At 45.4% G+C, this 19,896-nt stretch carries 14 protein-coding genes; 5 read left to right on the top strand and 9 right to left on the bottom strand.

From position 1 onward, the window contains the following. The first annotated feature begins 174 nt into the window (after positions 1–174). Positions 175–2,298: a PAS domain-containing protein gene (locus tag DESAL_RS19855; RefSeq protein WP_015853013.1), complete on the top strand. Its 2,124-nt coding sequence runs from the start codon at positions 175–177 to the stop codon at positions 2,296–2,298. 33 nt (positions 2,299–2,331) lie between these two features. On the opposite strand, the gene DESAL_RS19860 is transcribed toward DESAL_RS19855, so the two are convergent. Further along, complete coding sequence (locus DESAL_RS19860) at positions 2,332–4,518, bottom strand: sensor histidine kinase (protein WP_015853014.1); 2,187 nt, start codon at positions 4,516–4,518, stop codon at positions 2,332–2,334. Continuing rightward, positions 4,515–5,660 carry an ABC transporter substrate-binding protein gene (locus DESAL_RS15995; RefSeq protein WP_015853015.1) on the bottom strand — a complete coding sequence of 382 codons (1,146 nt, stop codon included), beginning with the start codon at positions 5,658–5,660 and terminating at the stop codon, positions 4,515–4,517. Before DESAL_RS15995 ends, DESAL_RS19860 begins: the two co-directional genes overlap by 4 nt. A gap of 235 nt (positions 5,661–5,895) precedes the next feature. Here DESAL_RS15995 and DESAL_RS16000 point away from each other — a divergent pair, with 235 nt between their 5' ends. Beyond that, positions 5,896–7,566, top strand: coding sequence for a DUF389 domain-containing protein (locus DESAL_RS16000; RefSeq protein WP_015853016.1), 1,671 nt, complete (start codon positions 5,896–5,898; stop codon positions 7,564–7,566). Between the two features lie 119 nt (positions 7,567–7,685). Beyond that, the gene (locus DESAL_RS19865; RefSeq protein WP_015853017.1) at positions 7,686–9,578 is read left to right on the top strand and encodes a c-type heme family protein; all 1,893 of its coding nucleotides are present in this window, start codon (positions 7,686–7,688) and stop codon (positions 9,576–9,578) included. A 106-nt stretch (positions 9,579–9,684) separates the two neighbouring features. On the opposite strand, the gene glpK is transcribed toward DESAL_RS19865, so the two are convergent. The 3 genes from glpK to DESAL_RS16020 form a co-directional block, all read right to left on the bottom strand. Beyond that, on the bottom strand, positions 9,685–11,172 hold the full coding sequence (glpK, locus tag DESAL_RS16010; protein WP_015853018.1) for a glycerol kinase GlpK: 1,488 nt from the start codon (positions 11,170–11,172) through the stop codon (positions 9,685–9,687). 86 nt (positions 11,173–11,258) lie between these two features. Beyond that, complete coding sequence (locus DESAL_RS16015) at positions 11,259–11,966, bottom strand: MIP/aquaporin family protein (RefSeq protein WP_015853019.1); 708 nt, start codon at positions 11,964–11,966, stop codon at positions 11,259–11,261. A 660-nt stretch (positions 11,967–12,626) separates the two neighbouring features. After that, positions 12,627–14,189, bottom strand: a complete 1,563-nt coding sequence (locus DESAL_RS16020) for a glycerol-3-phosphate dehydrogenase/oxidase (protein WP_015853020.1) — start codon at positions 14,187–14,189, stop codon at positions 12,627–12,629. A gap of 585 nt (positions 14,190–14,774) precedes the next feature. Here DESAL_RS16020 and DESAL_RS16025 point away from each other — a divergent pair. Continuing rightward, positions 14,775–15,602, top strand: coding sequence for a DeoR/GlpR family DNA-binding transcription regulator (locus tag DESAL_RS16025; protein ID WP_015853021.1), 828 nt, complete (start codon positions 14,775–14,777; stop codon positions 15,600–15,602). A gap of 59 nt (positions 15,603–15,661) precedes the next feature. On the opposite strand, the gene DESAL_RS16030 is transcribed toward DESAL_RS16025, so the two are convergent. Beyond that, a complete protein-coding gene (locus tag DESAL_RS16030; protein ID WP_015853022.1) occupies positions 15,662–17,011 on the bottom strand; it encodes a radical SAM/SPASM domain-containing protein in 1,350 nt (449 codons plus the stop codon). Positions 17,012–17,242: 231 nt separating this feature from the next. Here DESAL_RS16030 and DESAL_RS16035 point away from each other — a divergent pair, with 231 nt between their 5' ends. Further along, positions 17,243–17,554 (top strand): TIGR03905 family TSCPD domain-containing protein, encoded by a 312-nt coding sequence (locus DESAL_RS16035; RefSeq protein ID WP_041721960.1) that lies wholly within the window; start codon positions 17,243–17,245, stop codon positions 17,552–17,554. A gap of 84 nt (positions 17,555–17,638) precedes the next feature. Here DESAL_RS16035 and DESAL_RS16040 read toward each other — a convergent pair whose 3' ends face one another. From DESAL_RS16040 to DESAL_RS16050, 3 genes are all read right to left on the bottom strand, one after another. Next, the gene (locus DESAL_RS16040; protein ID WP_015853024.1) at positions 17,639–18,748 is read right to left on the bottom strand and encodes a hypothetical protein; all 1,110 of its coding nucleotides are present in this window, start codon (positions 18,746–18,748) and stop codon (positions 17,639–17,641) included. 141 nt (positions 18,749–18,889) lie between these two features. Next, positions 18,890–19,075, bottom strand: a complete 186-nt coding sequence (locus DESAL_RS16045) for a hypothetical protein (RefSeq protein ID WP_015853025.1) — start codon at positions 19,073–19,075, stop codon at positions 18,890–18,892. Positions 19,076–19,284: 209 nt separating this feature from the next. Next, positions 19,285–19,851, bottom strand: coding sequence for a DsbA family oxidoreductase (locus tag DESAL_RS16050; protein ID WP_081434606.1), 567 nt, complete (start codon positions 19,849–19,851; stop codon positions 19,285–19,287). Positions 19,852–19,896 lie beyond the last annotated feature (45 nt).

Consider the following 19,896-nt stretch of genomic DNA (forward strand, 5'->3'; position numbering starts at 1 on the left):
CTATATGCTACCTTTCCACCATATTATCTCTCCACTATTAAAAGAACACACCAAGACTTACCTATCATGAAGCATCAATTCAAAACGACATATAGTTGCTTTATCTTTATCTGCTTATTTTTCATACTCAATATATTCACTATTTCAACTACATATAGCACAGCAAATGCCGGAATGGACGGAATAAATCCGGAAATCATAAAGCAAAAAATCAAGCTTAGCGAAGCAGAAATGGCATGGCTGAAGCAGGATAAAACTGTCACAGTCAGGGTTGGGGACTGGCCCCCTTTCATGATGACGGAAAACCAAATATCCGGGATATCGATTGATTACCTTGATCTGATCGCATCAATTCACGGTATAAAATTTAATTACGCAACCCAGAACGACATATCCTGGCCTGAAGCATTAAAATCCATTCGTTCGCACGATGGAATCGACATGGTTCCGGCCATTCAGCAAACCGATGCCCGTAAGGATTTCATGTCCTTCAGCATTCCTTACCAAACCCTGCCTTGGGTTATTGTTACCCGCGATGACGCTGAATTTGTTGGAGGACTAGATGATCTTGCAAGCAAAACTGTTTCGGTCCAGGACAAATTCATTCTGCAAAAACAAATTGAAAAACAATACCCAAACCTTAAACTTCGGGTAATAAAATCCAGAACTCCCACACTTGACTCACTTAAAGATGTCGCCACGAAAGAGTCCTACGCCACTATCAATGCACTTCCTGTCGTCGTCTACTTTGTCAAAAACTACGGACTTTCAAACCTGAAAGTAGCGGCCCCTGCCAAATTTGATGACCTTAAACTATCTATGGGAATACGCAATGACTGGCCGGAACTTGCTTCCATCATCTCCAAAACAATCCAAGCCATGTCACATAAGGATGTAGCTGCAATCCACAACTCCTGGCTCTCTGTAAATTACGAGCCAAGCATCAGCACAACTGAAGCAAAAAGATATGCATTGTTAGGCTTATTAGCTCTGTGTTTCGTAAGTGGACTGTTTGTAACCATAAACCGCACACTCAAAAAGAAAATTGCCCAGCGGACCAAAGCACTGATAGCCGAATTAGATGAAAGAGAACGCATCCAGAGAGATTTAAAAGTCAGTGAAGAACGTTATGATATGGCCTTGCGCGCTGTAAGTGACGGACTTTGGGACTGGAACCTGCAAACCAATGAAGTATATTACAGTCCGCGTTACTTTGAGATGCTGGGTTATGAACCGGAAGATTTCCCTAACGAATATGAGACATGGCTCTATTTGATGCATCCTGATGACAGAGAGCGTGCTTCTGAAGTAGTAACCGCTTATTTAAGCAAGTTCCCCTGTGATGATCGCAAATCATTATTTTCACAGGAATTCAGACTGCTCACCAAAGAAGGGGAATGGAAATGGATTTTATCACGCGGAAGAGTACCGGAATTCGATGATCAGGGAAATCCTGTAAGACTGATCGGTACCCACATGGACATAACGGACCGCAAAAGAACAGAACAGCTGATGATCCAGACGGAAAAGATGATGTCCATCGGCGGCTTGGCTGCGGGCATGGCCCATGAAATCAACAACCCTCTTGCAGGAATTCTCGGGCATAGCCAAAATATTCGTAACAGGCTGTTCAACAGTACAAAGGCCAACATTCGCGCAGCCGAAAAGCACGGAATCGATCTGCAACAGATTCAGGATTACATGACAGACCGGGAAATCCCCAGAATGATCGATGGAATCCGAACCGCAGGCAACAGGGCTGCCAAAATTGTTTCCAACATGCTCAGCTTCAGCCGTCAAAGCGAGAAAGAGTACTCACTCCATAATATTAAGAATATTTTAGAAAAAGCGATTGAGCTCTCTGCCAGTGACTACAATTTGGAAAAACTATACGACTTCAGGCAGATAAAAATAATCCGTGAATATGACCCAGAAATTCCGCCAATTTATTGCGAAGGAACTGAGATACAACAGGTCTTGATGAATCTCCTGAAAAACGGGGCGGAAGCAATGCGGGATAAGGACTACGATCAGGAATCCCCCCAATTCATCTGTCGGGTAAGTAAAACCCCTCAAGAGGTTGTCGTTGAAATTGAGGATAACGGCCCCGGTATTGATTATACTACCCGTTCCAGAATATTTGAACCTTTCTATACGACCAAAGATGTGGGCAAAGGCACGGGCCTGGGGCTTTCGGTTTCATATTTTATAATAACCAGTCATCATAACGGAAGCATGACTGTAGACTCCAGCCCCGGCAACTGGACCCGTTTCACTATCCGAATTCCATTTGAATAAAGTTTGATATGGGAAAAAAGACTAAGCCACGAATTACAGCCTTCCTTTCTGTACAGGAAGAGTAATAGTAAACCGTGCTCCCTGACCGGGAACAGAACTAACCGTGAAAGTTCCACCGTGATTCTGAGTAATAATGAAATATGAAACTGAAAGGCCCAAGCCTGTTCCTACACCGACGGACTTGGTGGTAAAGAATGGCTCAAAAATTCTTTTTCGAATTTCATCCTTTATTCCGGGACCATTATCTTCGACTTCAATAACAACAGAATTCCCGATGCTGCGCGTCCGCACGTATATTTCTGGTGTTGAGCCGAAAAAACCGTGTTCGCGCATGGCCTGCGCTGAATTCTTGAAAAGATTAAATAAGACCTGCTCGATCTCGCCCTGTGAACAAATTATATCCGACACATCAGGTGAAAAATCACGCACTATATTAATATGAGTGAAGTCATATTTCTGCTTCAAATCATAATCCTTGGCAGATAGCTCCAAACAATCTTCGATCAAATCGTGAACATTAACTGTTGTTACTATGTTCTTTCCGGGTTTGCTGAACTTCAACATGTTGGAAACAATTTTAGCTGCCCGCATACCGGAATCCTTAATCCCTTTAATGACAGAATTAATCTTGCGGGCCTCAAGATACCCCTGCATAGCATCCAGCGAACACCCTGCTTCATCTGCGGCATCAGCATTGGCTTTAATTTCAGGAGAGAACCTGCGCTCCAAATTTTGAGCCCCCTGCACTATCCCGCCAAGGGGATTGTTGATTTCATGGGCCATACCTGCTGCAAGTCCACCGATAGATATCATTTTTTCTGTCTGGACCATAATTTCCTCCATGCGCACACGGGCGGTGACATCATCAATCCTGACCACCACCCCTTTGACCTCAAAGCCACGCAGGGGAAAAGCCGTAATATCAAATATATCTGTTGAATCTTCGCTGATTACGGTCCGTTCAATAGTTTTCGGAGAATTGAATTTCTTTGCTTCGGCAATAACATCAACAATATCTTCGTGACCTGAAAAAAAACTTTCCACATTTTCCGGCTCAATCTCAGTGGAATCCAGATTGAACAACTCCAAAGCACGATTATTACACTGGCAGACATCCATATCCTCATTGACCCAGATCAGGGCTGAAGGCATGGAATCAATTACACTTTGAAAATATCTTTTCGAAACAATTAATTCGTGTTCCCGTTCACGAACCTGTTCAGCCATTGAATCGAAAACTCTGCCCAAGTTATCCAGCTCCACAAAACCGCTTTCCTGTGATGCAGATGTGGGATAATCCCCCTCGGCAACGGCAGAAAGTTTCCTGACATAGCCAACCAGCGGTGTAACCACGCCTTCGCGAAACTCCTTCTTCAACGCAAAAAGCAAAACCATGAAAAAAAAGACAACCAGCAAACCGATCAGCAAACCAAGAGCAATTACGGGCTGAAACAGAGAATAGGCCGAACAGCCGACCAAAAGCTTCCAGCCGGTTCCGGTGACATTCACAACACGGCCAAAAGAAAGCCTGTTTTCTGCATGGTAAAATTCCACATCACCGGGAGCCAATGTCTTTTTAAAAATATCAAGATTTCCAACATTGGCCTGTATTTTAACAAGTTCACGATCAGGATGAACAATCAGGTTACCATAAGAATCAGCAAGTATTATTATCCTGTTGGAAGATAGAAAACCGTAAATAAATTTCTGCAAAGCACCGAGATCCAACTCAGCCACCAGCTTTCCGCCGCCCCGCACTGGTATACTGATGTACAGCACCAGCTTTCCGGAGTTCGGTGAAATCATCGGAGAAGTCAGTACGCGCTTGGAATCATCCGAACCGCTAAACCGGATTGGAAAATCAACACCCTTAATTCCATGAGGAGCTACCGCTATAATATTTTCGTTCTTATCTAGAAGGATGAGCCTATCAAACTGCCCGAAACGGTCATGTAATCCGCTGAAGTAATTACGAAGACTATCAACGTTACCTTCTCCGCTCATAATAGCTACAGAACGCAGAACATCCTCCGCGCCATCAATATAAAACTCCACATTGCGGGAGAGAGATCTCGAAAGATGAACGATCTCCCGTTCCAGTGTATTGATTTGATTCAACCCCACAATGGAAACCAGAATAACGGTCATTATTAAACCAGGCACAAGGATCCATTGAACCAACTTGCCCTGAAAGATCTCAACAACCGAGTCTCTGCTCATTTCTCTCTCTTGGAGACTGTGACAAAATGACCGTCTTTAACAGTCACAATATGTCCATTACGTTTTACATCACCGAACTCGTCAATTTCAAAAGGCCCGACCAAACTATCATCAAAGCTGATTCCGGTAATGGCACCACCGAGACCTTTGGTACGTCCTCCATTCCTTTTCACTGCCTCAGCAAAAACCTGCACAGCCTGATAGCCGAAAACAGCCGCAAAATTAGGAGGCCACCCAAAACGTTTAATAAATCTATCCTTAAAATCCACGTAGAGTTTTTCAGGATCATCTTCAGCAAAATGGACCACAAAAATTATCCCTTCCACGCTTTTACCGCCGGTCTGAATCAATTCTTTGGTATATCCCCACATGCTGCTCAAAATAGTCCAATTTGTTTTGTTCAGGGTACAAAACTGGGCAAACCCGGCTAAATCTCGTGCCGAGGTAACCATGACCACGGTATCGGGGTTCATACCCTTTAATTCATCAACAACTTTCTGCCAGTCAATGGAACCCTCATGTTTACCTACGCTGACCGCACCAACAAAATCACCGCCTTTTGCTGCAAATTTTTCAACAAATACATCCTTGTAAGGAGCGGTAAAGGCCGGATTTGAATTATCCCAGACGACAGCCAGCCTTCTTTTATCAAGCTCATCCACAGAATATTCTGCAAGACCTTTTGAAAGATCAGTAAGGGTAGGAATTACCCTGAAAAAATTATCTTTAATCCCTTGCAGCAAGGGAGTTGAGGTAGTGGGCGAAATATAAACAACATTGCTGTCCGCCATGTCGCGCACCGCAGTCATTGATTGAGAACTTGTCATATGGCCGATAATTACTGAGACTCCCTCAGCTATGAGCTCTTTGTCTGCCTTAACAGCACCTTCAGGTGTATTCTGGTCGTCCCGTACGATGAGTTCAATTTTACGACCGTCAATTCCTCCAGCTTCATTTATGTCCTCGACAGCCAGCAAAGCCCCATTACGGCCCTGAACGCCTAAATCAGAATATTTACCTTTGAGGGTTCCTGAAAAGCCAAGACGGATAGGATCATCAGAGCATGCACTCAATGACAGACACAGAAACAACAGCCATAAAAAGATGCCCTTTTCAATTAACTTGAAATATTTTTTCAACATTCACTCCTCCTGCGTTAAGGCCACAAGAACTTAAACTAACTATAACCAAAAAGGACACTGAACGCCAAGAATGATAAATAAAAAAAGGCTGTCCCTGCATAAGCAGGAATATGTTCTATCAAGCTGTAAACAACCTTCCTGAATAGATTATCGTTAAACCCTGTTGACCCAACTTCAGCTTAATCGTATTTTTTATCTTAGTTCCAATTTACTAAAATGAGCAGCCGGAGAGTATATGGGCCTTAAATTCAGACGAAAAAATGCGACAAGACCACCGTTGCTCTTTGTCAGTGATGTTCGGCGTGAATTTCTTATCGCTGATATTACCCGGAATTCAGTCCCGCGCGGTATGTATTACCTGCTTATGGGCGTAGCTGCATTCATTGCATCCATAGGGCTCACAGCCGACAGCCCGGCAGTAGTAATCGGGGCAATGCTTGTCTCACCTCTGATGACACCTATTTTCGGACTTTCACTTGGATTGGTGCGAGGTGAAATGGACCTCATCCGCGCTTCTATCTTTTCAGTAACAGCTGGAATTTTAATCGGAATATTAGGCGGCATACTTATCGGAAGCCTCCCGATCTTCTTTGAGCTGACCCATGAAGTAATCTCAAGAACAAAGCCCAACCTGCTTGACCTTGGAGTCGCCGCTTTTGCCGGAATAGCTGGAACAGTCGCCCTCATTGACGAACGGGTGAGCCCGGTTATGCCCGGAATCGCAATAGCCACATCCCTTGTTCCTCCACTATGTGCCAGCGGTCTTTGCATCGCGCTTCACCAATATTCTGATGGCTGGGGGGCTTTTCTGCTCTTCTTCGCCAACTTTCTGGTTATTCTTTCTGTTGCCAGCGTGCTTTTCATTATTACCGGGTTTATTCCTCATTCCGAGGATGAACCACTGCCTCGGCTGATAAAGCATTTCTCCGTAACCACTATAGGGCTGATCATTGTTGCAGGATTTCTAACCAAATCCCTCGTGGAGGTCGCCCTTTCCCGGCAGATCGACAACAGTTTACGAACCGTAGCAACTCAGGCAATTACATCAATTCCTAATACAACCATTGAAAAGATAAGCCATGAAATAGATGAAGGTGCCGTAAACGGCTTCATCACTCTTAACGGGCCGACATCACTTAAAGCTAAGGCCATAAAAACTATGGAAGAACATGCTTCGCAAGTTCTTCATAAACCAGTAAAAATCATTGTCCGCACCAGCATTACCCAAAGTATTTCTTCCTCTCCGCAATCAACCAGCGCCCTGCTAAACGCCCATGCCAAAAAACAACATATAAAGCTTGAGCAAAGCGCCATGATTCTGGAACAGGCAGAACTATTGCTCCGCAGTATTATATCCGAATATCCATGGTACACTCTTGCAGGAATTAATTACGCAAAACTTAAAAGCGGTCCGGGTCTGATCATCGAGATCAGCGGACCTGAACGCCCTATGCCGGAATCAGTTGAGAGGTTGGAGAAAGTGCTGCGTAAGAATACCGGAGTAAACGACCTTTCGCTGATCATCCGCTACTACAAAAGCTACGACATAACCCGCAACGGCAGGAATCTGTTCGGAGTTCACTATTCAGGAAAAGAATCCCCACAGGCCAAAACAATTGAACAACAAGCCGCAAAGTTAATAGGTGAACTGCGGAACATATTCCCAATCCATGTTGAGGCCCAGCCTATGAAAAAAGGCTGGAAAATCATGGCGGATGTTACCGGAGCGCGCCTTGTTCAAAGTAAGGAAATTAAAAAGATAGAAAAGAAGCTTACAGATATGCTTTCGGCTCCGGTCAAACTATACGTGTATTCGAAAACAGAAGGTGTGATTGAGAATGACGGCATTAAACCCCTTGAATTTTTCAATACTACACACCAGATCAAACGCCTTGATTTGAAATAGAGACTCTATGCTGTAAATTTCAAAGGCCAAAGGCACCAATTTATCCAAATCAGTCTGGATGCCTTCCCCTCCATTTGTTATGATCATTATGATTATTAACTTAGCAGCGGGAAGAACTATTGAAATACTATCATAAGCTACTGCTTTTAGGCCTGATATTAGTTCTGGTTTGGACCGGGTCCATATTTTTCTTTTACAACAGAATTGTTCAGGCTGAAGAAGACAATATATACAGGTCTGCCCTGAAAGAAGCAGAGGTCGCCTTTGAAAAAGACCTGACCTACCGCCGTTGGGTGGCTGGGCTGGGAGGTCTTTACGCCGAAGTTTCTCCAAAGCTTCAACCGAATGACTACCTACATGTACCGCAGCGTGATGTTACTACGACTGACGGGGAAATAATGACCATGATAAACCCGGCATACATGATGCGCATGGTCTACGGGATGATGGATGAAGAAGCAGGATTGCACGGTCATATAACCAGCCTGAACCCCATACGCCCCGAAAACAAACCTTCTGCATGGGAAGCAAAGATTCTAGAATCATTTAATAATAACCCTGCTGATTTTCATGCACTAGCTACAGAAAACGAAAAGCCGGTTCTCCATTTCATGCGGCCTATGGTCACGGAAGAAAAATGTCTCAAATGCCATGCTCAGCAAGGCTATAAAGTTGGAGATATCCGAGGCGGAATAAGTGTAACAGTCCCGATGTCGGAATATCAACAAACCATGAAAGCGTTTATCGCTGAGACCAACAGCTCATTCATAACAATATGGATCGCCGGAATACTATCCATAATCATCGTATTCAACACCCTGAGCCGATATGAACGGGCTCGCTGCAAAGCTGAAGATGAATTAGCCAAAACCAAAAACTATCTGGCCAATATAATCAACTCCATGCCATCTATTCTTGTGGGAGTGGACCCGGAAGGCAAAATCACCCATTGGAATATGGAAGCAGAAAAAATAAGCCGCATCAGCTCCAATGACGCAGTAGGTCTTCCTTTATCCCAAGCTCTGCCCGACATGCAAAACGAGCTGGAGAGAATTCTTGAAGCAATGAAAAACCGAGTTATCGAAACCGACTCAGTACAGACCAAAACAGATGCAGGAACCACCCGCTACGATGACATTACTATTTATCCGTTGATAGCCAACGGAGTTGAAGGCGCAGTGATACGCATTGATGATGTGACTGAACGTATGAATCTGGAACAAATAATGATTCAGTCTGAAAAAATGATGTCTGTAGGCGGTCTGGCTGCTGGAATGGCCCATGAAATCAATAATCCTTTAGCCGGAATTTTAGGGCATGCGCAAAACATAGAGAAACGTTTGCTAAGCGATATGGAAAAGAACAAAAGCGCTGCCACTGAATGCGACATTTCGCTCGTTAACTTACGAAAGTACATGGACAAACGCCAGATTCCTAAAATGCTCACCGGTATTAAGGAATCTGGAAACCGCGCAGCTACAATCGTTTCCAATATGCTCAGCTTCAGCAGAAAAAGTGACAAGATAAACAGACGTTATCGATTGGATGAACTGCTTGAAAAAACAATTGAACTGGTCGCCAACGATTACAATTTAAAGAAACATTACGACTTTAGAAAAATTGAAATTATCCGCCAGTACGATGAAAACACACCTGCTGTTCACTGCGATGGCAACGAAATACAACAGGTATTCCTTAACCTGCTCAAAAACGGTGCGGAAGCTATGAGTGAAAAGGACTACGCTCAGGATCAACCTAGATTCATCTGCCGTATTAAAGACGAAAAGGATATGGCCATTATCGAGATCGAAGACAATGGTCCGGGAATCACCATCCAACCGGTAAACAGAATATTCGATCCCTTTTTCACCACTAAGGAACTGGGCAAAGGAACCGGACTGGGACTCTCGGTTTCATACTTCATCATTTCCGATCAACATAACGGAATAATGGAAGTAAATTCCATTCCCGGTGAATGGACAAGGTTCACAATTAAGCTGCCATTAAAATGAGAGACTGCTCCGTTATGAGACTGCTTTCTCGAAAAGCAGAAAGGCCCCGAGAACGGGGCCTTTCTTATATACAGTGAGATACAGCGGTTAAGCTGCGTATGTTCTACTATTTGAAAGCCATGGTAGCTTCAACAGCTTTCTGCCAGCCTTCGTACAGCTTTGCAGCTTCTGTTTCTTCCATTTTAGGATCGAACTCACGGTCGATACCGAAGTTCTTTTTGATGTCGTTTTTGTCTGCCCAGAAACCAACTGCCAGACCTGCGAGGTAAGCAGCACCGAGAGCGGTGGTTTCGATGCACATGGGGCGCTCAACAGGAACACCGAGGAAGTCGGACTGGATCTGGAGCAGCAGGTCGTTAGCTACTGCGCCGCCGTCAACACGGAGTTTTGCCAGCTCGATACCGGAGTCAGCTTCCATTGCGGAAAGAACGTCTTTGGTCTGGTAGCAGAGGGACTCGAGGGTAGCACGAACAAAATGTTCTTTAGTGGTACCGCGGGTCAGACCGAACATTGCACCGCGAACTTCGGAATCCCAGTAAGGAGCACCGAGACCTACGAATGCGGGAACCATGTAAACGCCTTCGGAGCTCTGTACGCGAGTTGCGTAGAGTTCGGAATCTTTAGCGTCACGGAACATTCTCATACCGTCGCGCAGCCACTGAACAGCGGAACCTGCTACGAAGATGGAACCTTCAAGAGCGTATTCAACTTTACCGTCAACACCCCATGCGATGGTGGTCAGCAGGCCGTTCTTGGAAGGAACTGCTTTTTCACCGGTGTTCATGAGCATGAAGCAACCGGTACCGTAGGTGTTTTTAGCCATACCTTCTTCAAAGCAAGCCTGACCGAACAGAGCAGCCTGCTGGTCACCGGCCATACCGGAAATGGGGATTTCCATGCCCTGGAACTTATCTTTGTGGGTATTGCCGTATACTTCAGAGGAAGGCTTAACTTCGGGAAGCATGGAAGCGGGAACAGTAAGAGCTTCGAGAATTTCTTCGTCCCACTTGAGCTCGTGGATGTTGTACATGAGAGTACGGGAAGCGTTGGTGTAGTCAGTTACGTGAACTGCGCCGCCGGTGAGCTTCCAAACCAGCCAGGTATCAATGGTACCGAAGAGGAGGTCGCCAGCTTCAGCTTTTTCGCGAGCACCTTCAACGTTGTCGAGGATCCATTTTACTTTGGTGCCGGAGAAGTATGCATCAATAAGCAGACCGGTTTTTTCACGAACGATAGGATCAAGACCTTTTTCTTTAAGTTCGTTGCAGATGTCCATGGTCTGACGGGACTGCCATACGATTGCGTTGTAAACGGGCTTACCGGTATTCTTGTCCCAAACAACAGTGGTTTCACGCTGGTTGGTGATACCGATAGCTGCGATTTCTGCAGCAGGAACGTCGGCGAGGGCTTCAGCAACTACGGACTGGACAGAAGACCAGATTTCCATAGCGTCGTGTTCAACCCAACCCGGATTGGGAAAAATCTGGGTGAATTCTTTCTGGGTAACTTTTTGAATCTGTCCAGCTTTGTCGAAAATGATTGCGCGAGAGCTGGTAGTACCCTGGTCAATTGAAAGTACGTATTTCTTTTCCATTTTTAAATTTCCCCTTTTGGTAATTAGGGGTGAAGCATGACTTCACCCCGTATTATCATTTAAATTCTATCTATCAATCGTGAGATTTAGCCGACAAGAGCTTTGTAAACCAGAGCACCTGCAACACCACCGCAGATAGGTGCTACAACAGGAATCCAGGAGTATCCCCAGTCGCTGTCGCCTTTACCGGGAATGGGCAGGATGGCGTGAGCAATACGGGGACCGAGGTCACGAGCAGGGTTGATAGCGTAACCGGTGGGACCACCAAGGGAAAGACCGATTGCGAGAATGAAGAAACCTACAACCAGGGGGTTCAGGCCCTGAGAGAATTCGTTGGCGCCGATACCGAGGATGATGAATACCAGAAAGAAGGTACCGATAAATTCGCAGAGGAAGTTTTCACCGGTGCAGCGGATAGCAGGGCCGGTAGAGAATACAGCCAGTTTCAGGCCAGCATCCTGAGTGGGTTCCCAGTGGCATTTGTAGGTGAAGTAGCAGATTACTGCACCGATGAATGCGCCGATCATCTGGCCGGCAACGTAGAGGGGAACACTTGCCCAGGGGAAATATCCGCCGGCAGCAAGACCGATGGTAACAGCAGGGTTGATGTGTGCGCCGGAATATTTACCAGCTACGTAGATTGCAAATGTTACTGCCATACCCCAACCCATAGTGATGACAATCCAGCCACCGTTCTGGCCTTTGGATTTTTCAAGAAGGCAGTTGGCAACTACGCCGCAACCGAAAAGGGTAAGAATCATTGTACCAATTAATTCGCCTAAGAAAGGACTCATAATCACTCCCACATCTCTTAAAGCAGTTAAAACACAAATTCGTTTCTTTTCGGAAACGAATACCACCTCGCGCTCGAATGTATCTCACGCTTTTTCCATTTCCTATGAGCTAACACTATTTTGTAACAAACAAAAAATCAACCCCATAATGTTCAAAATCGAAAAGAAATTTTCACTTTAGACTTTCGGTTTAGCAAAAATAGTTTGATATTAAACAGTTGCAACATCTATTTCCAAAATATATTTTCTCTTCTAATACCTCCTTACCCTCCAGCAGCACGGGTTTTGTGACACATAACAACATCTTCACCTCTTTTACCTGAAACGAAAAAGACGCAATACCGTTAACACAAACGATTCCATGTAAGCACTTCTGCATGCTAAATGAACACCTGTGTAAAGAAATTGAAATGGAATATACTCGATTTCCAACATGGGCACACTATTTTTTTGCACATTATTGAAAAAAAAGAAGCCGTCGGCCCAGGCGACCGACGGCAAAGGGAAGTGGTGACGGGGGTAGGGAAGCCCCCCATCGTTCTTTGGAGAATATAGTGCACTAAAAACAGTGCTAAATATGTTCATGCAATAGTCAGGACGGGTGTTGATGCAGTAGGGGTACATCAACACCCAACCCGGTAAATCGCAATATATTATATGTTAGTCTACAATGTAGTTCTTAGCCAGCTCCTGGAACTGTTCAACCTGTTCTTTGACCCAAGCTTCATCTTTACCAAGCTCTTTAGCCATAATTTCAGCAGCCTTAGGAGCAACTTCATTAGCAGCTTTTGCGTCAATGATCAGAGCTCTGGTCCTGCGGGACAAAGCATCGCCGACAGTCTGAGCCCATTCGTGACGGGCAGCCCAGACAACTTCAAGCCAAGAGTAAGGCAGTCTTTCATGCATGCGCGCATCAAGCTCAGGAGATTCTTCAGCCAGAGCCATGATTTCAGCAGCTTCGCTACCGTAAACATGCATGTGATCGTTGTGATCAAACTCTTCAGTGTAACCGTGCAGCTTAACGTTCTTGGTCACGCAGGGACGGAAAGGCAGGCCGCCCATCTGGATTGCGTTATCAATGCAGTCTTCAGCCATGTGTCTGTAAGTGGTCCATTTACCACCGGCAATAGTCAGCAGTTTGTTGGGAGACACAGTCAGGTAATGATCCCTTGAAAGTGCGGAGGTGGATTCAGAATCACCTGCTGCGATAAGGGGACGAATACCGGTGAAAACACTGCGAACATCAGCACGGGTAGGTGCCTTGGCAAGATAACGAGCGGAGTGCTCAACGAGGAAGTTGATCTCCTCTTCAAGGGGCTTGGGCTCCATGCAGACACCGTCAAGAGCGGTATCAGTGGTACCGACAACTACCTTACCGTGCCAGGGCACGAAGAAAATTACACGGCCGTCATCGGTCTTGGGAACCATGATACCGGTTTCACCACCGAGGAATTCACGATCGATAACGATATGAATACCCTGGCTGGGTGCGATCAGTTTCTTATGCTCGGGGTTATCCATGTTCATAACGTCATCGGTGAAAATACCGGTAGCGTTGATAACAGCTTTGGCTTTGAGCTCGTAGCTCTTACCGGACAGCTTATCTTCTGCCTGAACACCACAGACGTAGCCGGTGGAGTTCTTAACCAGACCGGTAACCTTAGTGTGGTTCATTGGAGAACCACCCATATCTGCCATGGTACGGGCAAGAGTCAGAGCAAGACGGGCATCGTCAAACTGGCCGTCATGGTAGGTTACGCCGCCCTTAAGACCTTTGGCGAGAACACCGGGGACTTCCTGCATAACTTTACCTTTAGTAAAGATCTGGGAAGGACCGAAGCTGTATTTTCTAGCCAGCATATCGTAGCATTTCAGGCCGATGCCGTAGTAGGGAAGACCCCACCATTTGTAGTCGGGAACGATGAATTTCTGGTTGTAGCACATGTGCGGAGCGTTCTGCTTGAGAATTCCGCGTTCGTACAGGGCTTCCATAACCAGGGAAATATTACCCTGAGCGAGGTATCTAACACCACCGTGAACCATTTTAGTACTACGGCTGGAAGTAGCTTCGGCAAAATCGCCCTGCTCAAGAAGAAGAACGGAATAACCACGTGCAGCAGCATCAAGACCGGAACCGAGACCGGTAGCACCACCACCTATAATAATGAAATCCCAGACTTTTGAGCTATCTTCCATCTGCTGAATATAATCTGAACGTTTCATGCAACACCCACTCTATAAACCGACCGCGAACGGTGGATAAAAATTGTAATGAATTTATGAACCCGAAATCGAAGCAAAAAACTCTCGAGAGTTCGGATTCCTCCCTCACATCATAATGTAAAAACGAAACGCCGAAAATTTCTAAACCACCTCTTTCCGTTTCGCTTTTGAACAAAATGTGACATATTGAAAACAATATGACAAGAATTTATTTTCATTTTGCAAGACTTTTATATAAAAAGAAAATAAAACCCAGACCTTACGCCTAAAAATACATTTTCGATCAGTGAATCAAAAAAGAACACTTATTACTTAGAATCAGCAATCAAAACCATTTAATATCTTTCAGATTACCATTTTTTCGTTTATAAAAAGCAAAATGATCACTGCTGCAATCTCAAGTTTAAGAAAAGGAAATGGTTTACCTTGCTTGTGGGCGCGAGTGCTGCTAAAGAAAACTTATTAACGATCAATTTTCATTTTACATGAAATGAATACCTTTGGGTAGAAAAAGAACCAAAAAATACCGAAGTCTCTCATTATATAAATAAAATTGTTCGGTGGCGAAAGGAAGGAGCGGTCGGTTTGACTGAAAGACAAAAAAGAAAACAGAAAGGCATGAAGTTCAACCTCGAATCATTATCCAAAAGACAACGGGAAATCTTTAACATTGTAAACGAAAGAGGCTTCACTCCCATTGAGTCCCTTGCACAACATTTTGAAGTAACTCCCCAGACAATCAGACGTGACATCAACAAACTCTGTAAAAACAACCTACTGCAACGCTTTCATGGCGGAGCAGGCAGGGCTTCCAGTGTTGAAAATGTTGATTACAGTGCACGCAGAAATATCCTGCATCAAGAGAAACGGCTCATTGCAGAAATGGTTGCCAAACATATTCCTGAACATGCTTCCATGTTCATTAATATCGGAACAACCACCGAGGAAGTAGCCAAAGCCCTTTCCAATCACAAATCGCTACGCATCATCACCAACAACCTCAACGTTGCCCAGACAATGAGCAATAATGACTGCGAAGTAATCGTAGCCGGAGGTATGGTCCGCCAGCGAGACAAGGGAATCACCGGGGAAGCCACCGTTGAATTCATCAAACAATTCAAAGTGGACTACGGTATTATCGGTGTTTCCGGCATAGATGAAGACGGCACACTGCTCGACTACGACTACCACGAAGTTCGCGTAGCCCGAGAAATCATCAACAACGCCCGTAACATCTTTCTGGTCACAGACCACACCAAATTTAACCGCAACGCTATGGTCCGCATTGCCGACCTCGGTGAAATCGACGCAATATTCACCGATAAGCGTCCACCGCAAGTTTTCTGCGACCTCATGAAAAGCAAAGAAGTGGAACTCTACGTAACTGAACGGGATTCCGAAAACGAAGAATAAAAAAAGGCGGCTCACACGAGCCGCCTTTTTCATTTAATGTTCATTTTCAAAAAAAGCGATCACATTAAACACTTCAACCCGCCCATAGCCCAAGGACAATGTCCGCACGGCACTTCCACGCCCAGACAATCAACCTCAAACTCATTGCTGCGCCCGATAATATCGTCACAGGGAACCATGGGACAGTTTGAGCAATAGGGATATTCGTATTCAAGGACCTCGGCACGAAAGGCTTTATAAGGTAGAGAACTCCAGATTTCATCAATATCAACTTCAGCAATATTTCCAAATTTCTTCTGGCGGAGCAGTTTTTCACTGCCATCCAGAAAACAGGTGCAACTGTGCCAGAGAAACTGACAAGGCGAAACTTCACCCTTTGAGGTTATAAACGAAACGCCATCTTCAATAAATAAACATCGTAATTCGTTTTCGGCCATAAGGGGAGGCAAATGCAATTCTACTCCCAGTTCTTCGGCTAGCTTTTCCGAGCAGGCATATATTTCCCTTAACTTCTGATATTCCTCTGTCTGATTGCGCTGATCCCAATCAGCAAGGCTGCGCAGATTAATCCAGACATTGCGGCGCTCAGCTTCAGCACGCATTTCGCGAATCAAATCGAAAAGCTGTTCCCGTTTCATGCTTCGTCCGGGAGTCCAGACAAAATCAAAATAGTTCTGCAAATCCTGACCGCGTTCGCGGGCAATGGATTTCCATTTATCAAAAATCTCAACCGCTGCTGGAGTGTTGGGGTTGAACAGGGATTGTTCCTGCATGGATCTATGGTAGGCGAGAACATGAGAACAAAGAATGAATTCAACTCCCTGCCCGGCGGCCCAGCGGAGAACATCGGGCAACTGCCTGTATGTATCGGACATAAGGACAAATTCCGCGCCCAGCCTGATCTTTGTACCGCTCTCCTGCGCTGCCTGATTCAAAAGCGAAAATGTTCGCGCCAGACGGTCTGTACTGGACTGCCCGTGCAACTCCCCTTCAGTGGCTGATGAATCCAATGAATCAACAGAAACACAAAAGGTATCCACCCCTGCGTCTACCAGTTCCCGGGCTCGTTGATCCGTGAAGAGCAGCCCGTTGGTTTGGAAGCCGATAGAACCACGCTCAGGCATGCGTTCACGGGCAAAGGATGCCATCGCCGCCAGATCAGGATGCAACAAAGGCTCGCCGATCCCGTTCAGGACCAGCTTTTCGCAATGTTCCAAGGCCGGTCCTAGCTTCTTGAAATCTTCAAAGCTCAAATCCGTTTCGGAAATATCGCTTTCGGGTGCATATTTTACACACATGGAGCAGTTCATATTGCAACGAGTGGTAACTTCCACCTGAAGCTGTGCAGGATAATCACGAAAAGATGCAGGAAATAATTTTAGGGGACCGTCAGCAATTCTTTTCAACATGCCACCCACCCTCATATATTAGGTTCATTTTAATTTTCTTTTTTTGCCAAACAGCAAAGCTATGAAATTCCATAATAAGTCGCAAAAGTCAAAATTGAGGCTACAAAGCACGCTCAAAAGGCCCTTGACCTGACCCGTATTTTCATGATGAAAAACCTTCAGCACAATCAATTCAACTTTACCCGCAGCATCCTGCAGCGGATATGACTTTAATCAAATTCAGAGGACGAAATGGAAAACATCTCACTTCAACCGACCATGTTCACTCCCCTCGGCGGAGTTGAAGCACCTGCGGACACCCATGTTTTCACCCCTAAAGGCGTCTGTGCTAAACTGATCCGCTATAAAGTGGAAGGTGACAAACTTACCTATGTAAATTTCACCGGCGGTTGCGATGGCAACCTCAAGGCAATCTCCGCCCTCGTGGAAGGCATGGAACTTCCCAAGATCATCGAGACCCTTGAAGGTATCACCTGCGGCAAGAAAAACACCTCCTGTGCTGACCAGCTTTGCAAGGCTCTGCACGAATATATGGAAAGTTAAGACGATTTTCATTGTCACGAAAAAAAAGGCGGTTGTCGATTATCGACAACCGCCTTTTTTTATTCAGCGTTTATAGCCGTAAATCTAAGCTTTTACGATGGCATGAACCTGCTTACGCAGGGCTTCCTTTCCATCCTTCTGCATCAGGTGGTAAAGAGTCATGATTGTGGCCTGACTGAAAACAGTGTTACGGAAAGCATGGAACTTAGCAGACTTGAGATCAGCCTTCTTCATACCGTAATCCTGCATGGCGATTTCTTCCATAGCCGGGATAAGCCACTTTGCGGCAGGAACAGTCAGCACCCAGTCGTGGTCACCGAGGTGAGTGACAAATGCCTCCATACTACGCTGCAAAGGAAGAGTCTTGCCGTCAGCAGCAAGCAAGCCGTATTTTACCGGATCAACATCAGCAATGATCGCTGCGGCCTTCAACCAGCGGACCGGACCTTCTTCGTCCTTGGTAAAACCGGGATGATTATGGGCACAGGCCTGTGCAACACATACTTCGGCAGGCAATCCACGCACAATGGATTCAGCAACACCGAGAACATGGTGCTCACCTGTTCCGGCCAGTTTGTTCTCATTACGGCTGGAGCCGTCTTTCTGCCACTGGAAAACCCATGGTTTATGCAGGTCATGCAGGATCTGGGCAGCAACAACCACATCGCGATCAAGATTGAAACCGTAAATTTTAGCGTAGTTGTCGTAGAGAGCCAAAGACATTTCAACGTTCAGTGCTGTATGAGTGGCCAGACCGCCGGGATAGCTGTGGTGGCTGGTGTATCCACTGCCGGGAGCAGTGTAGAATGGCTGGTTGGCTTTAGTGGAAGAACCGTTTTCAGGCAGGAAGGCATCATAAGAAACACCCCCAAGCCAACCGTTATTTTCAAGTTTCCGATAAACGTCTTTCTTACGACCGGAAACAGCACTCATAAGTTTGGGAGCAGGATTAGCTATGATTTCCTGCACTGCTTTACGAAGCTTGGGGTTCTTGATGCTCCCGGCCTGCCTCTGAATATACTTCCATGACTCCATGACCGCACCAGAGTTCTCAGCCATCTGCTGCGGAGTAAGTTTCATACATTCATTTATTGTAAACTCAGTGTAGGAAGCTTCTGCCATCGCAGGCATTGCAGAAACAGCTACAGCAGCCCCGGTGACAATACCCATTTTCAAAAATTCGCGTCTTTCCATAGTACAACTCCTTGTATACTTGATTAGTCCTCCCCTCGGACATGGAATATATGCGCGATATTCTTGACAGATAAATTACGACAAGACCCCGTTTTGATTACAACATTGTTTCAATATGAAAATACGGGACAAGATTGGAGGCTAGCAATGATCACTGGAAAGGAGATTGAGTCCCATCACTTCCGGAACGGAGGATTTGGGTAGGTCATCATAAGGATTCTCGGGCTCAAAATCAGAATAGGCTATTACGGAACATCCGGTGCTTATGAAAAGCAATCCAACCATGCCGGCTATCATGAAAAGCAAACGTAAAGATCTGAAAAACATATTTAACTCCAAAACAAAGCACAAAATCTGGCTTGACCTTAAATCAGCCAAGGCAGCGACTCCATAAATAGAAGCTAGCAAAAGGTAAATGATGAATTAACAAAATTTTCATTCTTAATATTATGCAAACAAAAAAGGCAAAGTCCGCCCTGCACTGAAACAGACTTTGCCTTGAGTGGTGTGAATTTTTCGTAAAACTGAATTCTCTATTAATGCTTGTTGCTCAGCTTGGCAAAAATTTCCCGGAAACTGTCCATAGACGAGGCTCCGGTCACATTGCCATGCCCTTCTATTATGAAAGTCGGAGCAGCATTGACCCATTTATCACGGGCCAGCTGAGTGGTTTCCTCCAACTTGGCTAAGTACACGCCCTGCCCCAATGCTTCCTTGAAAGCTGATTCATCAAGACCAGACTCACGAGCAGCATCCAACAGAACGGCCATATCACCGATGTTTTGGCACTCAGTAAAGAAGGCTTTGAACACTGCCTCATGATATTGATGGTACCGGCCATGTTCCTTGGCAAACTCCCCGCCCATAAGTGCAAGCCGGGAATTGCTCATCACTTCCTGCGGCCCGAAGAATAATTCATAACGTTTTGCACGCTGATTAATTTCCTCGAAAAACAGAGCTGTATTCATACCGGGGAAGTACTCATCAAGGCGCACGCCTCCCGCAGGAGTATCGGGATGGATTTCATAGGGCAGCCATTCATCATCAATAATCAGGTCTTTGGCAAATTCCTGCTGCAATTTTTCGACAATACCTTTGCCGATGTAGCAATAGGGTCAAATATAGTCTGAGAATATGGTTACTTTGAT

The organism is Maridesulfovibrio salexigens DSM 2638 (genome assembly GCF_000023445.1).
GTDB lineage: Bacteria > Desulfobacterota > Desulfovibrionia > Desulfovibrionales > Desulfovibrionaceae > Maridesulfovibrio > Maridesulfovibrio salexigens.